This is a genomic window from Pseudomonas sp. LBUM1644 (assembly GCF_059716195.1).
Map to the genome: position 1 here is coordinate 397843 of NZ_CP166812.1, position 20777 is coordinate 418619.

Consider the following 20777-nt stretch of genomic DNA (forward strand, 5'->3'; position numbering starts at 1 on the left):
TGAGGCATCAGGGTTCAGGTTTAAAGGAGAACGACCCGCGCCTGAAGTAAAAACCGGAAAAAAACGCTGGGCATTATAAGCATTTTTCCGCCGGGAGCGTCATTTGCGCTGCTGTCAAGACGGGTGGATTGAACGCAATGGACATTACAGAGTCCGTAACTCACGGATAGTCATAGGGAATTGGTAGTGCTAGGACTCTTCAATAAAAAGGCCAATACGCTTCTGGGAATCGACATCAGCTCCACCTCGGTGAAGCTTCTGGAGTTAAGCCGTCAGGGCGGCCGGTACAGGGTCGAGGCCTACGCGGTTGAGCCTCTGCCCGCCAGCGCTGTGATTGAGAAAAACATTGCCGAGCTCGAAGGCGTGGGCCAGGCACTCGCGCGCGTGCTGCTCAAGGCCCGGACCAGCCTCAGGAACGTCGCCGTGGCCGTCGCCGGTTCGGCGGTGATCACCAAGACCATCGAGATGGATGCCGGTCTTTCCGACGAAGAGATGGAAAACCAGCTGAAGATCGAGGCCGATCAATACATCCCCTATCCATTGGACGAAGTCGCCATCGATTTCGAGGTCCAGGGCGCATCGGCGCGCAACCCCGAGCGCGTCAATGTGCTGTTGGCAGCCTGTCGCAAAGAAAACGTCGAAGTCCGTGAAGCTGCCCTGGCACTCGCCGGCCTGACGGCGCGTGTGGTCGACGTCGAGGCCTACGCGCTGGAGCGCTCGTTCGGTTTGCTGGCGACCCAGCTGGCAGCGTCCCAGGAGCGTTTGACGGTGGCGGTGGTCGACATCGGCGCGACCATGACCACCCTGAGCGTGCTGCATAACGGCAAGATCATCTACACCCGTGAGCAATTGTTCGGCGGCCGACAACTGACGGAGGAAATTCAGCGTCGTTATGGCCTGACCCTCGAGCAAGCGGGGCTCGCAAAGAAGCAGGGCGGCTTGCCGGACGATTACGTCAGCGAGGTATTACAGCCGTTTCGTGATGCGCTGGTGCAGCAAGTATCGCGATCGTTGCAGTTTTTCTTTGCCTCGGGCCAGTACAACGCGGTTGATCACATCCTGCTCGCCGGCGGTACCGCTTCAGTCCCGGGGCTCGATCGCTTGATCGAGCAGCGATTGGGCACGCCAACACAGGTGGCCAATCCCTTCTCCGACATGGCCCTGAGCAGCAAGGTCAACGCTGGCGCCCTGGCCAGCGATGCGCCGGCACTGATGATCGCCTGCGGCCTGGCTCTGAGGAGTTTCGACTGATGGCGCGAATCAACCTTCTACCTTGGCGCGAAGAACAGCGTGAGCAACGGCGAAAGCGTTTTTTACTGGTGTTGGTGGGTGTCCTGGCGGGCTCGGTCGCGGCGGTCCTGATTGCGAACCAGGTCATTGACGGCGCCATTGACCGGCAGGTCGCTCGTAACGATTACATCGGCAAGCAGATTTCCGTGGTCGACGAACGGATCAAGCAGATCGGCGATTTGAAGGCTCGTCGCCAACAACTGGTCGAGCGCATGCGCATCATCCAGGACCTGCAAGGCAACCGGCCGATCAGCGGGCGGATTTTTGATCAATTGGCGCGCACCCTGCCCGACGGCGTGTATTTCACCGAGGTAAAAATGGTCGGCAAGACGCTGTCCATCGCCGGCGCCGCGGAATCCAACAATCGTGTTTCTGACTTGATGCGCAACCTGGATGCTTCCGACTGGTTCGACGCACCCAGTCTCACGGAAGTCAAAGCGACCACGGCAGGTCAGCTGGATCAGGCCAACGTCTTTCAGTTGACCGTTCGTCAGACTCAGCCTGCCGCTGTGGAGGGCGGCCAATGAGTCTGTCCAATTGGTTAGAAGCGCTGCGCAAAATTGATATCAACGACCTGGACACCAACAACATCGGCTCCTGGCCCCCGGCGATCAAGGCGTTGGCGGGTGTCCTGCTGATGACTCTGGTGTTGGCGCTGGGCTACAGCTTTTCCACGAGCGACCTTCAGGGCCAGCTCGATCAAAAGCGCGAGGAAGAGTCAACGCTCAAGGAGCAATTTGCCAACAAAGCGCACATGGCGGCGAACCTGGAGCTGTATACCCAGCAAATGAAGGAGATGGAAAATTCCTTTGGCGTGCTGCTGCGCCAATTGCCGAGTGACACTGAAGTGCCCGGATTGCTGGAGGACATCACTCGCACGGGCCTGGGCAGTGGCCTCGAATTCGAAGAGATCAAACTGCTGCCCGAGGTCACCCAGCAGTTCTACATCGAGTTGCCGATCCAGATCACTGTCACCGGCGCCTATCACGACCTGGCCACTTTCGTCAGTGGCGTGGCCGGTTTGCCGCGAATCGTCACCCTGCATGACTTTGACCTTGCGCCGGCCAACCCCGAGGGCGGGCCGAAATTGCGCATGAGCATCCTGGCCAAGACCTACCGTTACAACGACAAAGGGCTGCAAAAATGAGCCCGATCCGTTGCTTTTCGATGCTTGTGTTGTTCGCCAGCCTGGCAGGTTGCGGGAGTGGCAATGACTTCAGTGACCTGGACGCGTACATGAACGAAATGCGTTTGCGTGCGCCGGGCAAGATTGAACCAACGCCGACATTCCGGTCTTACCCCACATTCACCTACAACGCTGCCAATTTGCGAAGCCCGTTTTCCCGACAGGTCAAGGTCGATCTTGCCGGCCAGAAACACGGCTCGCGCAACGTCAAGCCCGACACCAATCGGGTCAAGCAGTACCTCGAAGGTTTCAACATCGAGCAGTTTGAAATGGTCGGCACGATTTCCAATGCATCTGGCTCCTTTGCGCTGCTGCGCGGAGCGGGCGGTGTGCATCGGCTGAAAGTCGGCGATTACCTGGGGCGCAACGATGGGCGGATTGTCGCCATCAGTGGCTCGCAAGTCGATGTGGTCGAAATCGTTCCCGATGGCGAAGGCGCCTGGCTGGAACGGCCGCGGACCATCCCTTTGAAAGAGCACTCATAGTGGGACTCGAATAATGAACAGGATTTTCTCAACTGTCGGCATTTCGCTATGGATAGCGTTGGTTTCGCCGATGGTACAAGCGGCTACCCTCAAAGCGCTGGATGTTGCCGCGCTACCCGGTGACCGCGTCGAGTTGAAGTTATCGTTCGATACGCCACCCCCCGCGCCCCGTGGGTACACGACTGAGCAGCCGGCACGAATTGCCCTGGATCTGCCCGGCGTGGTCAGTAAGCTGGCGAGCAAGAATCGTGAGCTTGGCGGCGGCAATGCCCGCAGCGCCACGGTGGTGGAAGCCAAGGATCGTACGCGGTTGATTATCAACCTGACCCAATTGACCCCGTACACCACGCGGGTCGAAGGCAGCAATCTGTTTGTGGTCATCGGGCAGGGCGCGGGCAAAGCAGCGTCCAGGCCAGCTGCCAGTGCCCCCCGTCCAGCCACAGCCTCAGCCGCCCCGGCGAAAACCTATGCGCCGGTGGGCAAGGCGATTCGGGGGGTGGATTTCCAGCGTGGCACCCAGGGTGAAGGCAATGTGGTCATCGATCTGTCGGATCCGTCCATCGCCCCGGACATTCAGGAGCACGACGGTAAAATAATCCTCGGTTTCGCCAGGACCCAATTGCCCGAACCGTTGCGTGTGCGCCTGGACGTGAAGGATTTCGCGACGCCGGTGCAGTTCGTCAACGCCAGCGCCACGGGTGACCGGGCCACGATCAGCATCGAGCCCAGCGGCGCTTTCGATTACTCGACCTATCAGACCGACAACAAGCTGACGGTCAGCATCCGGCCGATGACCGCCGACGACCTGCAGAAGCGCAATACCGAACGTTTCGCCTACACCGGTGAAAAGCTCTCGCTGAACTTCCAGGACATCGATGTGAGATCGGTGCTGCAACTGATCGCCGACTTCACCAACCTCAATCTGGTCGCCAGTGACACGGTGCAGGGCGGAATCACCCTGCGCTTGCAAAACGTACCGTGGGATCAGGCGTTGGACCTGGTGCTGAAAACCAAGGGGTTGGATAAACGCAAGATCGGCAACGTCTTGCTCGTCGCGCCGGCCGATGAAATCGCCGCTCGCGAGCGCCAGGAGCTGGAGTCGCAGAAACAGATCGCCGAGCTGGCACCGCTGCGGCGCGAGCTGTTGCAGGTCAACTATGCCAAGGCTGCCGATATCGCCAAGCTGTTCACCTCGGTGACCAGTGCCGAAGCAAAGATCGACGAGCGGGGTTCGATTACCGTTGATGAGCGGACCAACAACATCATCGCCTACCAGACCCAGGACCGCCTCGACGAACTTCGCCGTATTGTTGCGCAACTGGATATCCCGGTGCGTCAGGTGATGATCGAAGCGCGCATCGTCGAAGCCAACGTCGACTACGACAAAAGCCTCGGCGTGCGCTGGGGTGGATCGATCCAGAACAAAGGCAACTGGAACACTTCAGGCGTCAGCAACGGTGCAAATGCCTCGTCGACCATCGGCACCCCCGGCAGCACCAGCACTAACTCACCGTTCGTCGACATGGGCACCGTCGGCAATACGTCGGGGCTCGGCATCGCCTTCATCACTGACAACGTGCTGCTCGACCTGGAGCTGACGGCGATGGAGAAGACCGGCAACGGCGAAATTGTCTCGCAACCCAAAGTGGTCACGTCGGACAAGGAAACCGCGAAAATCCTCAAGGGCACTGAAATCCCCTACCAGGAAGCCAGCTCCAGCGGCGCGACGTCGGTGTCGTTCAAAGAGGCCTCGCTGTCGCTGGAAGTGACGCCACAGATCACCCCGGACAACCGGATCATCATGGAGGTCAAAGTCACCAAGGACGAACCCGATTACTTGAACAAGGTGCAGGATGTACCGCCGATCAAGAAAAACGAGGTCAACGCCAAGGTGCTGGTCAACGACGGCGAGACCATCGTAATTGGGGGTGTTTTCTCAAATACTCAGAGCAAGGTTGTAGATAAGGTGCCATTTCTTGGCGATGTGCCGTATCTTGGCCGCCTTTTCCGGCGTGACGTGGTTTCGGAGAAAAAATCCGAGCTGTTGGTGTTTCTCACTCCGCGTATCATGAATAACCAGGCGATTGCTGTGAGTCGTTGATTCTGTGCGAAATTTGATTCTTGTAGGACCGATGGGGGCTGGAAAAAGCACCATCGGCCGGTTGCTGGCCAAAGAGCTGCGCCTGCCGTTCAAAGATTCCGATAAGGAAATTGAATTGCGCACGGGTGCCAATATCCCGTGGATTTTCGATAAAGAAGGTGAACCGGGTTTTCGTGACCGCGAGCAGGCAATGATTGCCGAGCTCTGCGAGTGCGATGGCGTGGTATTGGCGACCGGCGGCGGAGCCGTCATGCGCGAAGCCAATCGTCGGGCGCTGCGCGCCGGTGGTCGGGTGGTCTATCTGCATGCCTCGGTCGAACAGCAGGTTGGTCGCACTGCCCGCGATCGCAATCGCCCCTTGTTGCGTACTGCCGATCCGGCCAAGACCCTTCGGGATCTGCTGGCGATCCGCGACCCGCTTTATCGGGAAATAGCCGACCTGGTGGTAGAAACCGATGAGCGGCCGCCGCGAATGGTGGTACTCGATATTCTAGAGCGCTTGCAGCAACTACCGCCTCGTTAAAGCGCAGCGCGAAATGCGCTATCCTCGGCGTCCTGTCATGGCCGCTCAAGGTTGTGGCGGACGGCTACCGAACAGCGTCACACCAACGGACGCCGTGGACATTCGTTAATTCAAGGCAGGACGCCTGATTCCATCTTCACTGTGGGGACACATGCAGACACTCAAGGTCGATCTGGGCGAGCGCAGCTACCCGATTCATATTGGCGAAGGTTTGTTGGATCAGCCTGAGCTGCTGGCCCCGCATATACGCGGACGGCAAGTGGCGATCATCTCCAACGAAACCGTTGCGCCGCTCTATCTCGAACGTCTGACCCGCAGCCTCGCGCAGTTCTCGGTGATTTCCGTGGTGCTGCCTGACGGCGAAGCCTTCAAGACCTGGGAAACCCTGCAGCTGATTTTCGACGGCCTGCTGACCGCACGGCACGACCGCCGCACCACCGTGATCGCCCTCGGTGGCGGCGTCATTGGTGACATGGCCGGTTTTGCTGCTGCCTGTTACCAGCGCGGGGTCGATTTCATTCAGGTCCCGACCACGCTGCTGTCGCAAGTCGACTCTTCGGTGGGCGGCAAGACCGGGATCAATCATCCAATGGGCAAGAACATGGTCGGCGCCTTCTATCAGCCGAACGTGGTGCTGATCGATACCGCCTCCCTCAATACCCTGCCGCCTCGCGAACTCTCCGCCGGCCTTGCCGAGGTGATCAAGTACGGGCTGATCTGCGACGAGCCGTTCCTGACCTGGCTTGAAGAAAATGTCGATCGCCTGCGCGCCCTCGACCAGGTCGCCCTGACGTACGCCATCGAGCGTTCCTGCGCGGCCAAGGCTGCGGTGGTCGGTGCGGACGAAAAGGAAAACGGCGTGCGCGCCACGCTCAATCTGGGGCACACCTTTGGCCACGCCATCGAAACCCACATGGGCTATGGTGTCTGGCTTCATGGTGAAGCCGTGGCTGCTGGCACGGTAATGGCGTTGGAAATGTCCGCGCGCCTGGGCTGGATCAGCGAGCAAGAGCGCGATCGCGGTATCCGCCTGTTTCAGCGTGCCGGCCTGCCGGTCATCCCGCCTGAAGAGATGACCGAAGCCGATTTCCTCGAACACATGGCAATTGACAAGAAAGTGATCGACGGTCGTTTGCGCCTGGTGCTGCTGCGCCACATGGGCGAAGCGGTGGTGACCGACGATTATCCGAAAGAGGTTCTACAGGCCACGCTGGGAGCGAATTACCGCGCCCTGGCTCAGCTTAAAGGTTAATAAGATCCCGATGACTAGTTTGCATGCCGACGAGGCTTTCCTCGGCCACTACCAGTTGAGTCACGACCCTTTCGCTCCACGGGTCCCTGGCTTCAAATTTTTCCCGGCCCAGCGCAAGCCGGTGCTGGGACAATTGCATCACCTGGCCCGCTACAGCCAGTTGCTGCTGGTGGTCACTGGCCCTGAGGGCAGTGGCAAGACCCTGTTGCGTCAGGCTCTGGTGGCCAGCACTAACAAGCAATCCGTTCAAAGCGTGGTGGTTTCTGCGCGCGGTGCCGGCGATGCGGCGGGCCTTCTGCGACAGATAGCGCAGACGCTGAACGTCGCACAGGCCGAGACCGGGGCGATCCTGGCCCAGGTGGTGCAGCTCGCGCTGACCGGCCAGGAAGTTTATTTGCTGGTGGATGACGCCGAGCAGCTCGACGAATCCGCCCTCGAAGTCTTGATGACATTGGCTGCCGGCGCCCCGGAAGGTCGCCCGCATGTGTTCCTGTTCGGCGAGTCGTCGCTGATCGCTCAGCTGGAGCAGTTGAGTCTTGAGGAAGAGCGTTTCCACGTCATCGAATTGCAGCCCTATACCGAAGAAGAAACCCGCGAATATCTGGATCAGCGGCTCGAAGGCGCCGGTCGGGGTATCGAACTTTTTACCGCAGATCAGATCTCTGATATTCACGAAAGCTCCGAGGGTTGGCCTGGCACCATCAACCAGGTCGCCCGCGATGCGATGATCGAAGCCATGATAGCCAGCCGCTCAGCGGTCAAGCGTCCAAGTATGGGGTTCAACATGCCGAAGAAACACGTATTGGCGATTTCCGCCGTCGTCGTGGTCGCGGTAGCCGCCGCCTGGTTGATGCCGGGTCGCAGCAAAGCACCGACCACTGGCGCTCCTGCCAACGAACAGGCACAACTGCCGCTGGGCACGCCCAAACCGAACAGCGGCGGCGCTCCATCCGTCGAATTCGCCGGTAATACGCAGCCGATGCCATTGCCGCTGGTCGGCAACTCGCAGCCGGTCATGCGCGGCCCGCTGGCCGAAGCGGCCGGTGGCATCACCGAAGGCGATGACGGCGTGCCGGTCGAAGGTTCAAGCGCTACACCCCCGACCGTGACTAGCACTGCGCCGCCAGCGGGCATTCAGCCAGGCCCTGCGCCGACACCGGCCGCCAAACCGGCGCCAGCGCCGACTCAGGTCGCGACGGCCAAGCCAGCCCCGGCTGCGCCAGTCGTGAAGCCCGCTGCAGCACCCGCGAAGCCAGCCGCCGTGGCTGTCGCCAAGCCTGCCGAGAAACCGGTCGTCGCTGCGAAAGGCGCTGGCGGCACTTGGTATGCCGGGCAACCGACGAGCAACTACGTGGTGCAGATCCTCGGCACCAGCTCTGAAGCGACCGCGCAAAGCTTCGTGAAAGAGCAGGGCGGCGAGTACCGTTATTTCAAGAAAGTCCTCAACGGCAAGCCGCTATACGTCATCACCTACGGTAACTTCGCCAACCGCGATGCAGCCGTTACCGCCATCAAGGCCTTGCCAGCGAAGGTTCAGGCTGGTAAACCTTGGCCTCGCACTGTCGCCAGCGTCCAACAGGAACTGGCAACAACTCGCTGAAGATTCGGCGGCCTTACCCAGGCCGCCTCTCCCGGCACCTCAAAATTTCTACAAGCGCATGCCGCCTCTCCAGGCCGCGTGCCTTGTGGTGTCTGCGTCACAGTAGTCTTTGAGTCGTTGCGGTCAACATTAAAAAAGTTTTGACTAGCACAGCATATCGCTTTAAACCTTTCACAAATGCGACATAGATTTGCGACAGTTCGTCGTCAAATTTGTGAGCCTCTGTGTCGGTGTGTACAATGACCTCCCTTTTGCCCCCGCAAAGCTGGCGCACGTCCGGCGCGGATGGTAAGTGGTTGAATTGAAAAGAAATTTGCCTCGTTAAGAGGCAGCCTGGTGAGAAAGTGTCTATGAAAGCAGGTCTGTACCAACCAGATGAATTCAAGGATAACTGCGGTTTCGGCCTGATAGCCCATATGCAGGGCGAGCCCAGTCATACCCTTTTGCAAACGGCCATCGAGGCCCTGACCTGCATGACCCACCGCGGTGGGATCAACGCCGACGGCAAGACCGGTGACGGTTGCGGTCTGCTGATTCAAAAGCCGGATGTGTTCCTGCGAGCCATCGCCCAGGAAACCTTCGGCGTTGAAATGCCCAAGCAATATGCGGTGGGCATGGTGTTCTTCAACCAGGATCCGGTGAAGGCCCAAGCCGCTCGCGCGAACATGAACCGCGAGATCCTGGCCGCCGGCCTGCAGCTGATCGGCTGGCGCAAAGTGCCCATCGACACCAGCGTACTGGGCCGCCTGGCGCTTGAGCGCCTGCCGCAGATTGAACAAGTGTTCATCGGTGGTGAAGGCCTGAGCGACCAGGACATGGCGATCAAGCTGTTCAGCTCTCGTCGTCGTTCGTCCGTGGCCAACGCCGCCGACGTCGATCACTACATCTGCAGCTTTTCCCACAAGACCATCATTTATAAAGGCCTGATGATGCCGGCGGATTTGACCGCCTTCTATCCAGACCTGAGCGACCAGCGCCTGCAAACCGCGATCTGCGTGTTCCACCAGCGCTTCTCCACCAACACCCTGCCGAAATGGCCGCTGGCCCAGCCATTCCGCTTCCTCGCCCACAACGGCGAGATCAACACCATCACCGGCAACCGCAACTGGGCCGTGGCCCGTCGCACCAAGTTCGCCAACGACCTGATGCCCGATCTCGAAGAGCTCGGCCCGCTGGTCAACCGCGTCGGTTCCGACTCCTCCAGCATGGACAACATGCTTGAGCTGATGGTCACCGGTGGCATCGACCTGTTCCGCGGCGTGCGGATGATCATTCCGCCTGCGTGGCAGAACGTCGAGACCATGGACCCGGACCTGCGGGCGTTCTACGAATACAACTCGATGCACATGGAACCGTGGGACGGCCCGGCCGGCGTGGTAATGACCGACGGTCGCTACGCGGTGTGCCTGCTCGACCGTAACGGTCTGCGTCCGGCGCGCTGGGTCACCACCAAGAACGGTTTTATCACCCTGGCCTCGGAAATCGGTGTCTGGAACTACCAGCCTGAAGACGTGATCGCCAAGGGCCGTGTCGGCCCGGGCCAGATCTTTGCCGTGGACACCGAAACCGGTCAGATCCTCGACACCGATGCCATCGACAACCGTTTGAAGTCGCGTCATCCGTACAAGCAATGGCTGCGCAAGAATGCCCTGCGCATCCAGGCGACCATGGAAGATAACGACCACGGCTCGGCGTTCTACGACGTTGACCAACTCAAGCAATACATGAAGATGTACCAGGTCACGTTCGAAGAACGTGATCAGGTGCTGCGTCCGCTCGGCGAGCAAGGCTACGAAGCCGTCGGCTCGATGGGCGACGATACGCCGATGGCCGTGCTGTCCCAGCGCGTGCGCACGCCGTACGATTATTTCCGCCAGCAGTTCGCGCAGGTCACCAACCCGCCGATCGACCCGCTGCGTGAAGCCATCGTCATGTCGCTGGAGATCTGCCTCGGTGCCGAGCGCAACATCTTCCAGGAGTCGCCGGAACACGCCTCGCGCGTGATCCTCAGCTCGCCGGTGATTTCCCCGGCCAAGTGGCGCTCGCTGATGAACCTCGATCGCCCGGGCTTCGAACGCGCGATCATCGACCTCAACTACGACGAAAGCGTCGGCCTCGAAGCGGCCATCCGCAATGTCGCCGATCAGGCTGAAGAAGCCGTGCGCGCCGGTCGTACCCAGGTTGTGCTGAGTGACCGCCACATCGGTCCGGGCAAGTTGCCGATCCACGCTTCGCTCGCCACCGGCGCGGTGCATCACCGCCTGACCGAAAAAGGCCTGCGTTGCGATTCCAACATCCTCGTGGAAACCGCCACCGCTCGCGACCCGCATCACTTTGCGGTGTTGATCGGGTTCGGCGCCTCGGCGGTCTACCCGTTCCTGGCCTACGAAGTGCTGGGCGACCTGATCCGCACCGGTGAAGTGCTGGGCGACCTCTATGAGGTGTTCAAGAACTACCGCAAAGGCATCACCAAAGGTCTGCTGAAGATCCTGTCGAAGATGGGTATCTCGACCATTACTTCGTACCGCGGTGCGCAGTTGTTCGAAGCCATCGGCCTGTCCGAGGAAGTGTGCAACCTGAGCTTCCGTGGCGTGCCAAGCCGCATCAAGGGCGCGCGTTTCGTCGACATCGAAGCCGAGCAGAAAGCCCTCGCCGCCGAAGCCTGGAGCCCGCGCAAGCCGATCCAGCAGGGCGGCCTGCTGAAGTTCGTCCACGGTGGCGAATATCACGCGTACAACCCGGACGTGGTCAACACGTTGCAAGCCGCTGTGCAGCAGGGTGACTACAGTAAGTTCAAGGAATACACGTCGCTGGTGGACAACCGCCCGGTGTCGATGATCCGCGACCTGTTCAAAGTCAAAACCCTGGACACGCCGCTGGACATCAGCGAGATCGAGCCGCTGGAATCGGTGCTCAAGCGCTTCGACTCCGCGGGCATCTCACTCGGCGCCCTGTCGCCGGAAGCCCACGAAGCCCTGGCCGAAGCCATGAACCGTCTCGGTGCGCGTTCCAACTCCGGCGAAGGCGGCGAAGACCCGGCGCGCTACGGCACCATCAAGAGCTCGAAAATCAAGCAAGTTGCGACGGGTCGTTTCGGGGTAACCCCGGAATACCTGGTCAACGCTGAAGTGCTGCAGATCAAAGTTGCCCAGGGCGCCAAGCCCGGTGAAGGTGGTCAGCTGCCGGGTGGCAAGGTCAACGGTCTGATCGCCAAGCTGCGTTACGCAGTGCCGGGCGTGACCCTGATTTCGCCGCCGCCGCACCACGACATCTACTCGATCGAAGACTTGTCGCAGCTGATTTTCGACTTGAAACAAGTCAATCCCAAGGCGCTGGTCTCGGTGAAACTGGTGGCTGAAGCGGGCGTCGGCACCATCGCCGCCGGCGTGGCCAAGGCCTACGCGGACTTGATCACCATCTCCGGCTACGACGGCGGCACCGGCGCATCGCCGCTGACCTCGATCAAGTACGCGGGCGCACCGTGGGAGCTCGGCCTGGCCGAAACCCACCAGACCCTGCGTGGCAACGACCTGCGCGGCAAAGTCCGGGTACAGACCGATGGCGGCCTGAAGACCGGCCTCGACGTGATCAAGGCCGCTATCCTTGGCGCTGAAAGCTTCGGCTTCGGCACCGCGCCAATGATCGCCCTGGGCTGCAAATACCTGCGTATCTGCCACCTGAACAACTGCGCCACCGGCGTCGCGACTCAGAACGAGAAGCTGCGCAAGGATCACTACATCGGGACCGTCGACATGGTGGTGAATTTCTTCACCTACGTCGCCGAAGAAACCCGTGAGTGGCTGGCCAAGCTGGGCGTGCGTTCCCTCGAAGAGCTGATCGGTCGCACCGATCTGCTGGACATCCTCGAAGGCCAGACCGCCAAGCAGCAGCACCTGGACCTGACCCCGTTGCTCGGCAGCGATCACATCCCGGCAGACAAGCCACAATTCTGCCAGGTAGAGCGCAACCCGCCGTTCGACAAAGGCCTGCTGGCCGAGAAAATGGTCGACATGGCCACTTCGGCCATCAACGACAAGAGCGGCGCCGATTTCGCTCTGGATATCTGCAACTGCGACCGCTCGATCGGCGCGCGCATCTCCGGTGAAATCGCGCGCAAGCACGGCAACCAAGGCATGGCGAATGCGCCGATCACCTTCCGCTTCAAAGGGACGGCCGGTCAGAGCTTCGGTGTGTGGAACGCCGGTGGCCTGAACATGTACCTGGAAGGCGACGCCAACGACTACGTCGGCAAAGGCATGACCGGCGGCAAACTGGTCATCGTTCCGCCGAAGGGCAGCGCCTATAAGACTCAGGACAGTGCAATCATCGGTAATACCTGCCTGTACGGTGCCACTGGCGGCAAGCTGTTCGCCGCCGGCACCGCGGGCGAGCGTTTCGCGGTGCGTAACTCCGGTGCTCACACCGTGGTGGAAGGCACTGGCGATCACTGCTGCGAGTACATGACCGGTGGTTTCGTCTGCGTCCTGGGCAAGACCGGTTACAACTTCGGCTCAGGCATGACCGGCGGTTTCGCCTACGTGCTCGACCAGGACAACAGCTTCGTTGACCGGGTCAACCACGAACTGGTGGAAATCCAGCGGATCAGCGGCGAAGCGATGGAAGCTTATCGCAGCCACCTGCAGCGCGTGCTGGACGAATACGTCGCGGAAACCGACAGCGAATGGGGTCGTAATCTGGCCGAGAACCTCGACGATTACTTGCGTCGTTTCTGGCTGGTGAAACCGAAAGCGGCGAGCTTGAAATCGTTGCTCTCCAGTACGCGTGCGAGTCCGCAATAAGGGCAGCTGCAAGCGGCAAGCTTTAAGCCGCAAGTTAACAGCAGTGCGCGATGTGCCTGCCACCGTGATTGTCTTGCAGCTTGAAGCTTGTAGCTTCGAGCTGCTGTTGAGAGGTTTTAACAATGGCTGAACGTCTGAATAACGACTTCCAGTTCATCGATGTCGGGCGCAAAGATCCGAAGAAGAAACTGTTGCGTCAACGCAAGAAAGAGTTCGTGGAGATCTACGAACCCTTCAAACCCCAGCATTCGGCCGATCAGGCCCACCGCTGCCTGGGTTGCGGTAACCCGTATTGCGAATGGAAGTGCCCGGTGCACAACTTCATTCCGAACTGGCTGAAGCTGGTGGCCGAGGGCAACATCCTTCAGGCCGCCGAGCTGTCGCACCAGACCAACACCCTGCCGGAAGTGTGCGGCCGGGTGTGCCCGCAGGATCGTCTGTGCGAAGGTGCCTGCACCCTCAACGACGGTTTTGGCGCGGTGACCATCGGTTCGGTCGAGAAGTACATCACCGACACCGCGTTCGCCATGGGCTGGCGCCCGGACATGTCCAAGGTCAAGCCGACCGGCAAACGTGTCGCGGTCATCGGCGCAGGCCCTGCGGGCCTGGGCTGTGCCGACGTGCTGGTACGTGGTGGAGTGACTCCGGTGGTGTTCGACAAGAACCCGGAAATCGGCGGTCTGCTGACCTTCGGTATCCCGGAGTTCAAGCTGGAAAAGACCGTGCTGAGCAATCGTCGCGAAGTCTTCACCGGCATGGGCATCGAGTTCCGCCTGAACACCGAAGTGGGCAAGGACGTGACCATCGAGCAGTTGCTCGAAGAATACGATGCCGTGTTCATGGGGATGGGCACCTACACGTACATGAAGGGCGGCTTTGCCGGTGAGGACCTGCCAGGTGTGCATGACGCGCTGGACTTCCTGATCGCCAACGTCAACCGCAACCTGGGCTTTGAAAAGTCGCCGGAAGATTTCGTCGACATGAAAGGCAAGAAGGTGGTGGTGCTGGGCGGCGGCGACACGGCGATGGACTGCAACCGTACGTCGATTCGCCAGGGTGCCAAGTCGGTGACCTGTGCCTATCGTCGCGACGAAGCAAACATGCCGGGCTCGCGCAAAGAGGTGAAGAACGCCAAGGAAGAAGGCGTGAAGTTCCTCTACAATCGCCAACCGATCGCCATCGTCGGTGAAGATCGCGTCGAAGGCGTGAAAGTGGTCGAGACCCGTCTCGGCGAGCCGGACGCCCGTGGCCGTCGCAGCCCTGAGCCGATCCCGGGCTCCGAAGAGATCATCCCGGCGGACGCCGTGGTTATCGCTTTCGGTTTCCGTCCAAGTCCGGCGTCGTGGTTCGAGCAATTCAGCATCCAGACCGACAGCCAGGGACGCGTCGTGGCGCCGGAACAAGGTCAGTACAAGCACCAGACCAGCAACCCGAAAATCTTCGCCGGTGGCGACATGGTTCGCGGCTCTGACCTGGTGGTAACGGCGATCTTCGAAGGCCGCAATGCTGCCGAAGGGATCCTGGATTACCTGGGCGTCTAAACCGCAATCCAGAATTGGAATGCAATCAAATGTGGGAGCGGGCTTGCTCGCGAAGGCGGTGTAACAGTCAATATTAATGTCGACTGACACACCGCTTTCGCGAGCAAGCCCGCTCCCACATTGGTTTTGTGGTGTTGCGAATACCGGGTTCCACCGCGACAAATTGACCCGATAGACAAAAGGCGCGGCGCTTGCCGTGCCTTTTGCGTCGCGCTCTGAGAAAATGCCCGCACTTTTTTTCCGGATGCCGACATGACTGCCCTGAAGAACGACCGTTTCCTTCGCGCCCTGCTCAAGCAACCCGTAGACGTCACCCCCGTGTGGATGATGCGTCAGGCCGGTCGCTACCTGCCTGAATACCGCGCCAGCCGTGCCAAGGCCGGCGACTTCATGAGCCTGTGCATGAACCCGGAGTTCGCGTGCGAAGTCACGATGCAACCGCTCGACCGCTACCCGCAACTGGACGCGGCGATCCTCTTCTCCGATATCCTGACCATCCCGGATGCCATGGGCCAAGGCCTGTACTTCGAAACCGGTGAAGGCCCGCGCTTCAAGAAAGTCGTCAGCACGCTGGCTGACATCGAAGCCCTGCCGATTCCTGATCCACACAAAGACCTCGGCTACGTCATGGACGCGGTCAGCACCATCCGCCGTGAACTCAACGGCCGCGTGCCGCTGATCGGCTTCTCCGGCAGCCCATGGACCCTGGCTACCTACATGGTCGAAGGCGGCTCGTCGAAAGACTTCCGCAAGACCAAGGCCATGCTCTACGACAACCCGCAAGCCATGCACCTGCTGCTGGACAAGCTCGCGCAGTCCGTCACCAGCTACCTCAACGGCCAGATCATGGCCGGTGCGCAAGCGGTGCAGATCTTCGATACCTGGGGCGGCAACCTCTCGGCGGCGGCGTATCAGGAGTTCTCCCTGGCTTACATGCGCAAAATCGTCAGCGGCCTGATCCGCGAACACGAAGGCCGCAAAGTGCCGGTCATCCTGTTCACCAAGAATGGCGGGCTATGGCTTGAAAGCATTGCCGACGCTGGCGCGGACGCGCTGGGCCTGGACTGGACTTGCGACATTGGCGAAGCTCGCCAGCGTGTGGGCAGCAAAGTCGCCCTGCAAGGCAACATGGACCCGACCGTGCTCTACGCCAAGCCAGAAGCCATTCGCGCCGAAGTCGGCCGAATCCTCGCGAGCTACGGTAAAGGCAGCGGCCACGTGTTCAACCTCGGCCATGGCATCACCCCGGAAGTCGACCCGGAGCATGCGGGTGCGTTCATGCGCGCGGTGCATGAGTTGTCGGCGCAGTATCACGAGTGATCGTCGCCCGATAATCAAAACGCCCGGCTTAAGCCGGGCGTTTTTGTATCGCAAAGATCAAAAGATCGCAGCCTTCGGCAGCTCCTACAGGTATTGAGTACAACCGTAAATTCACGTGTTGTACTCGGTTTCCTGTAGGAGCTGCCGCAGGCTGCGATCTTTTGCTTTTATGCTTTCACACCACTTAGCGGCGGCAACTTCGCCAGCTTCAACGCCACCAACAGCGCAATCAACAACAACGTGCCGATAAACAACCCAATCCCGTTCCATCCACCCAAGTGCCAGAACACCCCGCCTGCCGTACCGGCAATGCTCGAACCGGCGTAATAGCTGAACAGATACAACGACGACGCCTGACCCTTGGCCTTGATCGCCCGACGGCCGATCCAGCTGCTTGCCACCGAATGCGCGCCGAAGAAGCCGAAGGTGAATATCAGCATGCCGATAATCACAATAGGCAGTGGCGTGAACATCGTCAGGGCCAAGCCGGCGAGCATCAGCACGATTGTCGCCCAGAGCACTTTGCGGCGACCCAGTTTGTCGGCCAGCGAACCGATCTTCGCCGAGCTGTAGATGCCCGACAGGTAGACCACCGAGAGCAACCCTACAAACGCCTGTTCCATGTGATACGGCTCGGCCAGCAGGCGATAGCCGATGTAGTTGAACAGCGTGACGAACGCGCCCATCAGCACAAAGGCTTCGAGAAACAACAGCGGCAGGCCGGCGTCGCGAAAGTGCATGGTGAAGCCGTCAATCAAACTGCGCGGGTGCAGCGAGCGGGCGCGGAAATTGCGCGACTCGGGGAGGATTTTCCAGAACACAGTGGCTGCAATCAGGGCCAGGCCGCCGATCACCAGCATCGCCGTGTGCCAGCTGACGAAGTCGATCAATACGCCGGTGATCAAGCGCCCGCTCATCCCGCCAATCGCGTTACCGCCGATATACAAACCCATGGCCAGGCCGATGTGCTGTGGATGAATCTCTTCGCTCAGGTAAGTCATGGCCACCGCCGCCAGGCCGCTCAACGATAACCCGATCAACGCGCGCATGATCAATACGCCTTCCCAGCTCGGCATCATCGCGCTGGCCATGGTGCACAAGGCCGCGGCGAACAACGCGGTGACCATCACCGGTTTGCGTCCGACACGATCAGAGATCGGGCCGGTGATCAGCAGGCCAATGGCGAGCATGCCAGTGGCCACCGACAGAATCAGGCTGCTCTGGGCCGCGTTGATCGAATATTCGTGGGACAGCAGCGGCATCATCGGCTGCACGCAGTAAAGCAGTGCGAAGGTTGCGAAGCCGCCGGAGAACAGCGCCAACACGGTGCGCAGGAACATCGGCGTGCCTTTTTCGATGTAGATCTCTTTCAGCTCGGCGACGACATCGTCCAGCGCGGTGGGCGGAACTTCATGGGCGAGTGGGGCGACAGCAGTTTTCACTTCGGACCTCGGAGGGCGCAGCCGGTCAGGCAATGAAAAAAGCATATAGCTGGCTAATGATTCAATCCAATATATTGTTCGACCTGTTTGATAGGTTTAACGACCTAATGGAGATTTCATGGAATTGCGTCACCTGCGCTACTTCATCGCCGTTGCCGAAGAACTGCACTTTGGCCGCGCCGCACAAGTGCTGGGCATCTCGCAGCCGCCGCTGAGCCAGCAGATTCAGGCGCTGGAACAAGAAGTCGGCGCGCGGCTGTTCGAGCGGACCAATCGTCGGGTCGAGCTCAGCGAAGCCGGTCGGCTGTTTCTGCAAGAGGCGCGATTGGTGCTGGCGCAGGTCGACAAGGCCGCCGATGTCGCCCGTCGTGCGCAACTCGGCGAACTAGGCGAACTGAAAATCGGTTTCACCTCGTCGGCACCGTTCAACTCGACCATTCCCCAGGCGATTTTCTCGTTCCGCCAGCGCTTCCCGGCGGTGCATTTGAATTTGCGGGAAATGAGCAGTACCCAGGTTGCCGATGCGCTGGTGGACGAGTCGATCGAAGTCGGGATCATGCGGCCGTTGGGGTTGCCCGATTCCCTAAGCGTGGTGGAACTGATGAGAGAGCCGCTGGTGGCGGTGCTCAGTTCCAAGCATCCGTTGGTGAAGGACAGCGAAGAGGGATTGTTTCTGTCGGCATTGGCACTCGAACCATTTGTGTTTTTCCCACGCAGTTACGGCAGTGGTTTGTACGCACAGCTGCTCAGCCTGGCGCGGGATGCCGGTTTCAGTCCGCACTTTGCGCAGGAAGCAGGTGAGGCAATGACCATCATTGGCCTGGTCGCGGCGGGGTTGGGCGTGTCGGTACTGCCGGCGTCCTATCAGCGGATGCGCATTGATGGCGTGGTCTATCGGCCGCTGCTCGATCCTGAGGCGGTTTCGGCGGTGTGGCTGGTGCAGCGCAAGGACCAGAAGTCGCCAATGGCCAAGGCGTTTGTGGAGTTGTTGACGCGCAAGGTTGAGCCGCTGAAGGCGTGACTGCTGCGCAGTCAATCGCGAGCAGGCTCGCTCCCACAAGGATTTGCGGTGTGCACACGGTTTCTGTTCCACCACCCATCCACTGTGGGAGATTCTATGTTGCAGGGGAACCCTGCAGCCTTAAATTCGACTGGTATTCGCTCTGGTTTTTCATGAGGGCGAATGCCACCCGAGGCGCATAGCGCATCAAACAGTCAGGTATTCCCGTCCCTGCACTCTATGGTGGCTGTGCGTAGGGCGCTCTCGGGCGCGCCGGTCTCTCGGGTCCCCGGTCTACTAACCTGTTTGAATACCTGACCGTGAATGGGTCTTGGAAGGGAGTAACGGAGTGACCGGTTTGTTTTCCAGATCGAACTCGCCTTCGTCGGTGGGAATCCACTGTTCGCCAAGAGTGAGGGTTATCAAGTATCGAGCAGCGATGTGGGGAGGAAGATCATCGAACGGCTCCAGAATCAGCACCGTCTTGTATTTGTCTGCAGCGAGCCAAAAGGATAGTGCGGGTTGTTCTCCATCCCGGAACCACCTTCGCCATTCGGGAGTGTCGGCGATCGGGGGGGCATCACGAACGTTTACCGTCACCCAGCCTTTTTCACGCCATTGGTCCTGCAAGTCGATCACTACTTTAAGAGCATCATCGAGCCGCAACGGCTCGATCTGCGGGGCCATGCGAATGCTCTCCACCCGTTCGTTCGCGTACGAGACAGTGATATAGCGAGCCAAAGGCGTCACAAATCCGAACTCGGGGTCATTAAAGCGCAGGCGAGCATCCGACTTGGGCATGGTGTGCGATATCTTCCCCGGCGCAACGGGGTTGAGCTCGGCGCTTGAGCGCTGGCGCATGTCTTCCCATGGTTCATTAATCATCATGGAAATCTCGGGTTCGCTCGATACCACGCCGAAAGCGCAATGCACCTGGAACGCAGCCAAAAGAAAAATCAGAAAAGCACCGCAGGTCCGGGTGCACTGTCGGATACTCATGGAGCTTCACCGGCAGCCGCGATCTCTCGAATCGACTGCTCCAGAATGGAGCGGTTATCATCGAGCAACATTTCGTCAAAACGGCTCGCGGCTCGGAGTACGAAAGCCATACGCTGTTTAACGTCTGCGAGGTTGGCCAACGGGCTTTCGTCAAAACTTATGGTGCGGCCATCGTCGAGACGTTGGCATTGGTTGGCGAGTGTCAACTCGATGGCTTGGGCTACACCCGAAGGGAAACCGGTGACGTAGGAGGCGTGGTTACTACGTAGTAAGGCGATGAGTTGACGGTCTTCATAAATGGTCGGCTGCAGGATGTTTTGCTGCTCATGCTCGGCGAGATGCTTCACGCTTGATGTTGCGTCACCTGCCTCAATTGCCTCGAAAGCGAGGAAAATCTCCTGGTGGAATTGTCCAAAACGGAGATTTTTCTGCCCCACCGGCCAAAGTACCGGAAACTTCGGATGCCCATAAATCCCCTCTCGCGCTCCCAGGCACTTCTTTAATTCCTTCAATCCACGCTTCGCATAAAACTCATGCAGCGGAAAAATATCCAGAAACAGCGTGGTGTTCCCAAGCGCCATCATGTCGTGCACATGCCGGAATTGTTGCTGCACTAACGACAAGCTCTCCCCGGGTGTACGCAGATCAACCGAAGGGACGGGATTACGCGCAGCCGCTTCTTTGTAATCCTGCAACGTCTCGACCTGTTCGGACATCCGGCCGGAGTAAATAACCCGGAATTACCGCGGATATCCCGCAAGTGCTGCCTGGCCTCATGTTCAGCGCCAATACGTCCGATACTGTCCGCCGCATGCAGCAGTCCGCAGCCAACCTGCTTGGAAGCAAACGCCGCGAGCCCGGCCCACTGAAACCGCGGATCATGCAGCCACAGTCGGGCGTAGGCCGCGTTGATCACTCGGTTGCGCTCCACCGGGTCGGCGATCAGCACACCGCCAGGGGCAACGATTTCTTCGGCTTCGCGTTGGTAGGTACGCCAAAGGCCTGCGCACGTGAGGATGGGGACCTCGGTCACAAAGGTCTTGATGCCGTATAGCCGCACCTCGATGCATTCACAGTCAGCAATGGGCGTGGTGTTGTGGTTCAGGTGCTGTTCATCGCTGGGGTGGTCTTTGAAACACTGGGTCATGGCTGGAGGACTGCTTATCAAGGAATCCCTGAACCCTAACAGTCGTAGATCCCGCTCAGCTCAGGCAGAGCAAAAATCAGAAGGCACTGGCG

General features: G+C 59.7%; 14 protein-coding genes and 1 pseudogene. 12 read left to right on the top strand and 3 right to left on the bottom strand.

Annotated features, from left to right (window positions below; all coding sequences use genetic code 11):
* The first annotated feature begins 186 nt into the window (after positions 1-186).
* The 11 genes from ACA052_RS01875 (at position 187) to hemE (ending at position 16097) form a co-directional block, all read left to right on the top strand.
* Entirely contained in the window at positions 187-1251 is a 1065-nt protein-coding gene (locus ACA052_RS01875) for a pilus assembly protein PilM (protein WP_497648144.1), read from the top strand.
* Positions 1251-1817 carry a PilN domain-containing protein gene (locus ACA052_RS01880; RefSeq protein ID WP_497648145.1) on the top strand — a complete coding sequence of 189 codons (567 nt, stop codon included), beginning with the start codon at positions 1251-1253 and terminating at the stop codon, positions 1815-1817. Before ACA052_RS01875 ends, ACA052_RS01880 begins: the two co-directional genes overlap by 1 nt.
* Positions 1814-2437 (top strand): type 4a pilus biogenesis protein PilO, encoded by a 624-nt coding sequence (gene pilO, locus ACA052_RS01885; protein ID WP_497648146.1) that lies wholly within the window; start codon positions 1814-1816, stop codon positions 2435-2437. The genes ACA052_RS01880 and pilO overlap by 4 nt, the downstream gene beginning before the upstream one ends.
* Entirely contained in the window at positions 2434-2961 is a 528-nt protein-coding gene (locus ACA052_RS01890) for a pilus assembly protein PilP (protein ID WP_497648147.1), read from the top strand. Before pilO ends, ACA052_RS01890 begins: the two co-directional genes overlap by 4 nt.
* 13 nt (positions 2962-2974) lie before the next feature.
* Complete coding sequence (locus ACA052_RS01895; protein ID WP_497648148.1) at positions 2975-5062, top strand: type IV pilus secretin PilQ; 2088 nt, start codon at positions 2975-2977, stop codon at positions 5060-5062.
* A 4-nt stretch (positions 5063-5066) separates the two neighbouring features.
* Positions 5067-5585, top strand: coding sequence for a shikimate kinase AroK (gene aroK, locus ACA052_RS01900; RefSeq protein ID WP_201115263.1), 519 nt, complete (start codon positions 5067-5069; stop codon positions 5583-5585).
* A gap of 151 nt (positions 5586-5736) precedes the next feature.
* Positions 5737-6837, top strand: a complete 1101-nt coding sequence (gene aroB, locus ACA052_RS01905; RefSeq protein ID WP_497648149.1) for a 3-dehydroquinate synthase — start codon at positions 5737-5739, stop codon at positions 6835-6837.
* Between the two features lie 10 nt (positions 6838-6847).
* Positions 6848-8437: an ExeA family protein gene (locus tag ACA052_RS01910; protein ID WP_497648150.1), complete on the top strand. Its 1590-nt coding sequence runs from the start codon at positions 6848-6850 to the stop codon at positions 8435-8437.
* A 350-nt stretch (positions 8438-8787) separates the two neighbouring features.
* Positions 8788-13236 (top strand): glutamate synthase large subunit, encoded by a 4449-nt coding sequence (gene gltB, locus ACA052_RS01915; protein ID WP_497648151.1) that lies wholly within the window; start codon positions 8788-8790, stop codon positions 13234-13236.
* 122 nt (positions 13237-13358) lie between these two features.
* Positions 13359-14777, top strand: a complete 1419-nt coding sequence (locus ACA052_RS01920) for an FAD-dependent oxidoreductase (RefSeq protein WP_497648152.1) — start codon at positions 13359-13361, stop codon at positions 14775-14777.
* A 252-nt stretch (positions 14778-15029) separates the two neighbouring features.
* Positions 15030-16097: a uroporphyrinogen decarboxylase gene (gene hemE, locus ACA052_RS01925; RefSeq protein WP_497648153.1), complete on the top strand. Its 1068-nt coding sequence runs from the start codon at positions 15030-15032 to the stop codon at positions 16095-16097.
* Between the two features lie 167 nt (positions 16098-16264).
* Here hemE and ACA052_RS01930 read toward each other — a convergent pair whose 3' ends face one another.
* Complete coding sequence (locus ACA052_RS01930; protein WP_497650255.1) at positions 16265-17491, bottom strand: MFS transporter; 1227 nt, start codon at positions 17489-17491, stop codon at positions 16265-16267.
* A 166-nt stretch (positions 17492-17657) separates the two neighbouring features.
* Here ACA052_RS01930 and ACA052_RS01935 point away from each other — a divergent pair, with 166 nt between their 5' ends.
* Positions 17658-18560, top strand: coding sequence for a LysR family transcriptional regulator (locus ACA052_RS01935; protein ID WP_497648154.1), 903 nt, complete (start codon positions 17658-17660; stop codon positions 18558-18560).
* 276 nt (positions 18561-18836) lie between these two features.
* On the opposite strand, the gene ACA052_RS01940 is transcribed toward ACA052_RS01935, so the two are convergent.
* Together ACA052_RS01940 and ACA052_RS01945 are read right to left on the bottom strand one after the other, a co-directional pair.
* Positions 18837-19538 (bottom strand): hypothetical protein, encoded by a 702-nt coding sequence (locus ACA052_RS01940; RefSeq protein ID WP_497648155.1) that lies wholly within the window; start codon positions 19536-19538, stop codon positions 18837-18839.
* Positions 19535-20685, bottom strand: a pseudogene (locus ACA052_RS01945) (DUF2515 family protein). Before ACA052_RS01945 ends, ACA052_RS01940 begins: the two are co-directional and overlap by 4 nt.
* Positions 20686-20777 lie beyond the last annotated feature (92 nt).